The following is a 5,433-nucleotide window of genomic DNA, read 5'->3' on the forward strand; positions in this document are numbered from 1 at the left end:
GGTGGTCAGTTGCATGATTATACTGAAGAGCAGATGAAGATAGTTCTTGAAGATGCCAATAAGTATACGGATGAGAAAGTTTCTCATATTGTAAAAGATGGAGTTAATGAGGCTAATTCGTATACGGATATGAAGTTTTCGACATTAAATTATGCTGTTGAGGATGTTCGAAAAGAGGCAAGACAAGCAGCAGCTGTTGGTTTAGCGGTAGCTGGTTTACGCTATAGTGATATTCCTGGAAAATTAACAATCGCATTTGGTAGTGGTTTATGGCGTAGTCAATCTGCTTTTGCTTTTGGTGCAGGTTATACTTCAGAGAACGGTGATATTGGTTCCAACTTGTCAATTACCACTTCTGGAGGTCACTGGGGTATAAGTGCAGGGGTTAATGTGATACTCAACTAATAAACGACTAAATCCATAAAATTGATTTGCCCTTTTCTTAAATAAGAAAAAGGCAAATTTTTTATCTTTTTCCAGAGCTCTCTAAAGCTATTCTAAATGTATAAAACTCCCGTAATTATATAAAATCCGAATATAAAAAGCCTCTGACAACTTTGTTGAGAATAAAAGACCTTAGTGGTAAAGATTCAAAAAATTGATTGCTATTATTTTGATTTGTTAAAATGCTTCACGCAATGTCAATACGAATATACCCTTTATTAAAAGGAGACAGTTTTAGCTTTTATTTTCGTATAGTTTTAAACGTATGCTTTATAATGCAATGATCTACAGATATGCAACGTACTCCAAACACAAGTATTGCTTTAGGGTAGTGGAGCGCAAACGGAAAAAGAATGGAGCGTTTCTGTAGGTAATATGGCTTACGCTTTAGAGAAAAGCAGTATCGCAATAGGTAGTGAATATAATAAGAAGAGCGAATACGGGGAAAATGATTATACTCTTTCGAAGAGTGATTATTCAACAGTAGTGGGAGCTGTTTCTAAAGTTTTAGAATATGGTTCGATTTCACTTGGTTACTCCGTGCATATACATTTGCTCAAGAAGCTATTTCTATGGGCTTCTATTCAAAAGCAAATGGGGTTGGAAGTATCGCTTTAGGTTCTTATTCTAAAGTGACGGTTGATGGGGGGCTATTGGGAACAACTCTGTGTCCGGTAGGGCTGATGGCGTTTTTGGGTATACGTCTCTTCTGCAAGGACCGGCTAAAAACCCTGAATCTCAATGGAAAAGTATGAAAGTTGCAGTAAGTATTGGTGTTCCTAGTAAGAATATAATGCAACAAATTATAGGCGTAGCAGCTGGTAGCAAACCTACCGATGCAGTGAACCTTAGACAGTTGCAGGATTTAGAAGAAGTTGTAAGAAAAAAGGGTGGAAACTGTTTATTGCTGGTGAGGAAGTTAAAGATATGGGTGCTAGATAGTACAATAAATTTTTCATCTGGAGTAAGTAACTTCAGGGTTAAAAGAGATAAGGACGATGAAAATAAGCTCATATTGAGTTTGGCTAATGATATAGCATTGAAAAGCATAACATTAGGAGAAAAAACAAAAGTAGATGCAACAGGCTTAGTAATTACTGATGTCCCACAAATAACCACCGGTAGTATTAATGCGGCAAGTAAACAAGTAACAAATGTTGCAGAAGGAACTAGCAATACTGATGCAGTGAATTTTTCACAACTGAAGGGAATAAAAGAACAAGTAGCAGTGAGTATTTTTGTAAAATAGGATATAGCAACGAGACACATTACCATTAGTAAGGATATAGATGGGGCATTTAGTAAAAAGCTTTCATAAATCCTCTAATGAAATAAAAAATCTTATTCACGAAAAATAAACTGATGCCTAAGCGGATAATCAATAGGTACAAAAATTATATTTCTTTCAAAGAGATCAAAGCTAAAAACGACATGCAACCTTTGATAGAAAAACAAAATCCATTCTAATATTAAGTATTTTTTTACCTTCCTCAAATTGACTTTCACGAACCTACCCCTAATTACCCTCTAAAGGCGTTGCAGAAACAACAGCTTACGTCTTAATTTTATTTATGTCCTAAAAACACAGGCTGTAAGAGCGCGGACATGCAAGGGAAATAAGAAAGCTTTAGGGCTCTAGATTATACCTTTTTTGTGTTTTTAATCTATTATTATGAAGGGGGTATTATGAAAAAATTATACACTACACAAAATCTGCGTGATTTGAGTTTTTCTCGCTCACATTGTCGATCATCATTGTTTAAAGTAGCGTCGTTAGGAACTGCGGTTGCCTTATTTTTATCGAATGCTGCTCCTGTTTTTTCAGCAAATCTCGATTTAACAAAGGCATCTCTTGAAAATGTGAAGAATGCCGCTGTAGTTTATCCGCAAAGTACTATTTCTGCGTATGATGATTATAACAGTGGTATGGATGGTTATAATTCTGTAATAAATGTTTTAACAGCCGACGGAAAATTTGCATGGGAAGATGCGCAAAACATCTTCACAGCGAATGGCACGCTCGTTTCTGATTCAAAAAGGGATAAGAGGGCTAAAAAAGCTGTTGTTTTAGATCCAGAGAAATATACGGCAAAAGAGAAAAGTTTTACTATAAACTCTATGGCTCGCGCTTCAGGGCTAGACGGTATTGCGATAGGTTCCGTATATGATAATCAAGATAGCATTGGGGAATATACATTCGCGAATGATTACTCCTCAAAGGTGAGGGCTGATGGTAATGGAGCTATTGTTATAGATAAGAATGCTGAAACGCGTGCGGCTGAAACGCGGGCGTATGGCAATGTTGTTCTTGGGGACGGTTCTTCGACTACATCGCTTGCTGGCGCTAGCGGTTACAGTCCTATCGAGCTAAGCGAAAAAAATAAAAACAGTGAGGTATGGAAAAGTACTGCGCATGCAGCAACTATTGGTGATTATAAAAATCAGGTAACACGCCAGCTTGAAGGAGTGGCTGCTGGTAGTTATTCTACCGATGCCGTTAATGTTGCACAGCTAAAAGCGTTAAAAACTTACGTAGACCAAGGTTGGCAGCTATCTATTGGGGGTAAAAATGCCACAACGATTGGTATAACGAGCACGGTAGATTTGTCGGCTGCAAGTGATAACCTTAAGATTACAAAAGGTGCGGAAGACAATAATGTAAAATTTGATCTAGCTAACAATATTACAGTGGAACGAGTTACCGCTGGGAGAAGCTCTATAAGTGATGATGGCATTATATTTGCTGATGGGGCTAGAATAACTGTGGATGGTATTGATGCTGGCAATAAGCAGATTACAGGAGTGGCAGCTGGGGAAGAACCTTATGATGCAGTGAATTTTGCGCAGCTACAAGAGATAAAAAATCAAATAGCAGCAAATAGTCTTGTTAAGCAAGATGGTGGAGAAGAAGGTCGTATCACCATTGGTATAGAAACAGGTGGTTCTGAAATCAATGTTGCAAACAAATCGGGTGAAGATAGGATAATTTCCGGTGTGAAGGCTGCTGTAAACAATAACGACGCTGTTAATAAACAACAGCTCGATGGTCAGATTGCAGATGTTGTTGACACTATAAAAAGCAATAGCCTTGTTAAGCGAGAAGAAGAGACAAATCGTATCATCATCGGTAAGGAAATAGAAGGCACAGAGATTAATATTGCAAACAAATCAGGTGATGCTCGTGCAATTTCCGGTGTGAAAGAAGCAGTTAAGGATGATGAAGCCGTTAATAAAAAACAACTTGATGGTGAAATTGCAGATATCACGGACAGTATTAAGGTCATTAAAGAAGCAAATAACTTTGCGGTTCTTTATGATAAAAATGCAGATGGCACCATTAATTATAATAGCGTGACTTTGGGTGGTGATAAGACTACGGCACCAGTTTCTCTCCATAATGTACAAGCTGGTACAATTGCAAAAGGGTCGAATGATGCAATTAATGGTAGCCAGATTGAAAAAATATCTGGAGATATAGCAGGTATTTTTGGTGGTGATGCGGACTTTCACGACGGTATCTTGTTTGGTCCGCACTATCATTTATCGCACATTTCTGAAGATGGTGCAGCAGTAACTAAGGACCATAATAATGTTGGTACAGCTTTGACAGGGCTTGATGAGAATATAAACAATGTGAATGGTCGCTTAACACATGTAGCTAATGAGTTCACTCAGAAAATTGAGGGTGTTTCTAAAGATTCTCTATTGTGGAGTAATGATGAGCAGGCATTTGTAGCACAGCATGGAGAGGGAAGAACCAATAGCAAAATTAAATTTCTTGCCAATGGAGATATTGCTGAAGATTCAACCGATGCAGTAAATGGTTCGCAGCTCTTTGCTACTAATCAGAATGTTACCACTGTTACGAATGATCTAGCAAAAATTTCTCAAAATACATCTAAATATTTTGGTGGTGGTGCAGATATATCTAACGGTAAGGCTCCCACTTATACTATTCAGGGTAAGCCACATAATGATTTTGAATCTACTTTTAATGCTGTTGATACTTCTATCACGAATATCCAAAATCAAATCACTAATGCAGCAAAGAATAGCCTTGTTAAGCAGGAAGGAGATGCAGGTACTATTACCATTGGTGTGATAACGGGGGGGACAGAAATTAATGTTGCAAACAAATCTGGTGATGCTCGTACAATTTCTGGTGTAAAAGCTGCAGAGCGAAATGATGAAGCTGTTAACAAAGCCCAGCTTGATAAAAGTATAGAGAAGATTTCTAATGATATTAATCTTACAAGTGCTGCTGCAGTTCTCTATGATAAAGAAAACGATACCGTTAATTATAATAGCATAACTTTGGGTGGTGATAAGACTACAGCACCAGTTTCCCTCCATAATGTTAAAGATGGGAAAATTGCTGAAGATTCGCATGATGCTATCAATGGTAGGCAGATTGAAAAAATATCTGGAGATGTAGCAAACATTTTGGGTGGGAATGCGGAATTTAGCGACGGTATTTTGTTCGGTCCGCTCTATCATTTATCGCGCATTTCTGAAGATGGCGTAGCAGTATCTAAAGACCATAATAATGTTGGTGACGCTTTGACAGGGCTTGATGACAATATCAACAATGTGAATAGCCGCTTAACACATGTAGCCAATGAATTTACTCAGAAAATTGAGGGTGTTTCTAAAGATTCTCTATTGTGGAGTAATGATGAGCAAGCATTTGTGGCACAGCATGGAGAGGAAAAAACCAATAGCAAAATTAAGTTTCTTGCCAATGGAGACATTTCTGAAGATTCAACCGATGCAGTAAATGGTTCGCAGCTCTTTGCTACTAATCAGAATGTTAACACTGTTACGAATGATCTAGAAAAAATTTCTCAAAATACATCACAATATTTTGGTGGTGGTGCAGATATATCTAACGGTAAGGCTCCCACTTACACTATTCAGGGTAAGCCACATAATGATTTTGAATCTACTTTTAATGCTGTTGATACTTCTATCACGAATATCCAAAATCAA

The 5,433-nt window shown here is 37.6% G+C and carries 3 protein-coding genes and 1 pseudogene; all 4 read left to right on the forward strand.

The window, feature by feature from the left end; genetic code table 11:
• The coding region (locus tag ACFIK1_RS05125; protein WP_375662237.1) for a YadA-like family protein at nucleotides 1-405 on the forward strand (405 nt) is incomplete at its 5' end.
• 414 nt (nucleotides 406-819) lie between these two features.
• Nucleotides 820-1,062 (forward strand): hypothetical protein, encoded by a 243-nt coding sequence (locus ACFIK1_RS05130; RefSeq protein ID WP_375633132.1) that lies wholly within the window; start codon nucleotides 820-822, stop codon nucleotides 1,060-1,062.
• A 133-nt stretch (nucleotides 1,063-1,195) separates the two neighbouring features.
• On the forward strand, nucleotides 1,196-1,693 hold the full coding sequence (locus tag ACFIK1_RS05135) for a hypothetical protein (protein ID WP_375633131.1): 498 nt from the start codon (nucleotides 1,196-1,198) through the stop codon (nucleotides 1,691-1,693).
• 437 nt (nucleotides 1,694-2,130) lie between these two features.
• A pseudogene (locus ACFIK1_RS05140) lies at nucleotides 2,131-5,433 on the forward strand (hypothetical protein); the annotation flags it as partial.

Source organism: Bartonella sp. OC16QHHD (assembly GCF_042194035.1).
Classification (GTDB): domain Bacteria; phylum Pseudomonadota; class Alphaproteobacteria; order Rhizobiales; family Rhizobiaceae; genus Bartonella.

Coding starts and splice junctions, on each gene's coding strand:
- ACFIK1_RS05135 (WP_375633131.1), top strand. CDS start 1,196: ATGAAAGTTGCAGTAAGTATTGGTGTTCCTAGTAAGAATATAATGCAA.
- ACFIK1_RS05130 (WP_375633132.1), top strand. CDS start 820: ATGGCTTACGCTTTAGAGAAAAGCAGTATCGCAATAGGTAGTGAATAT.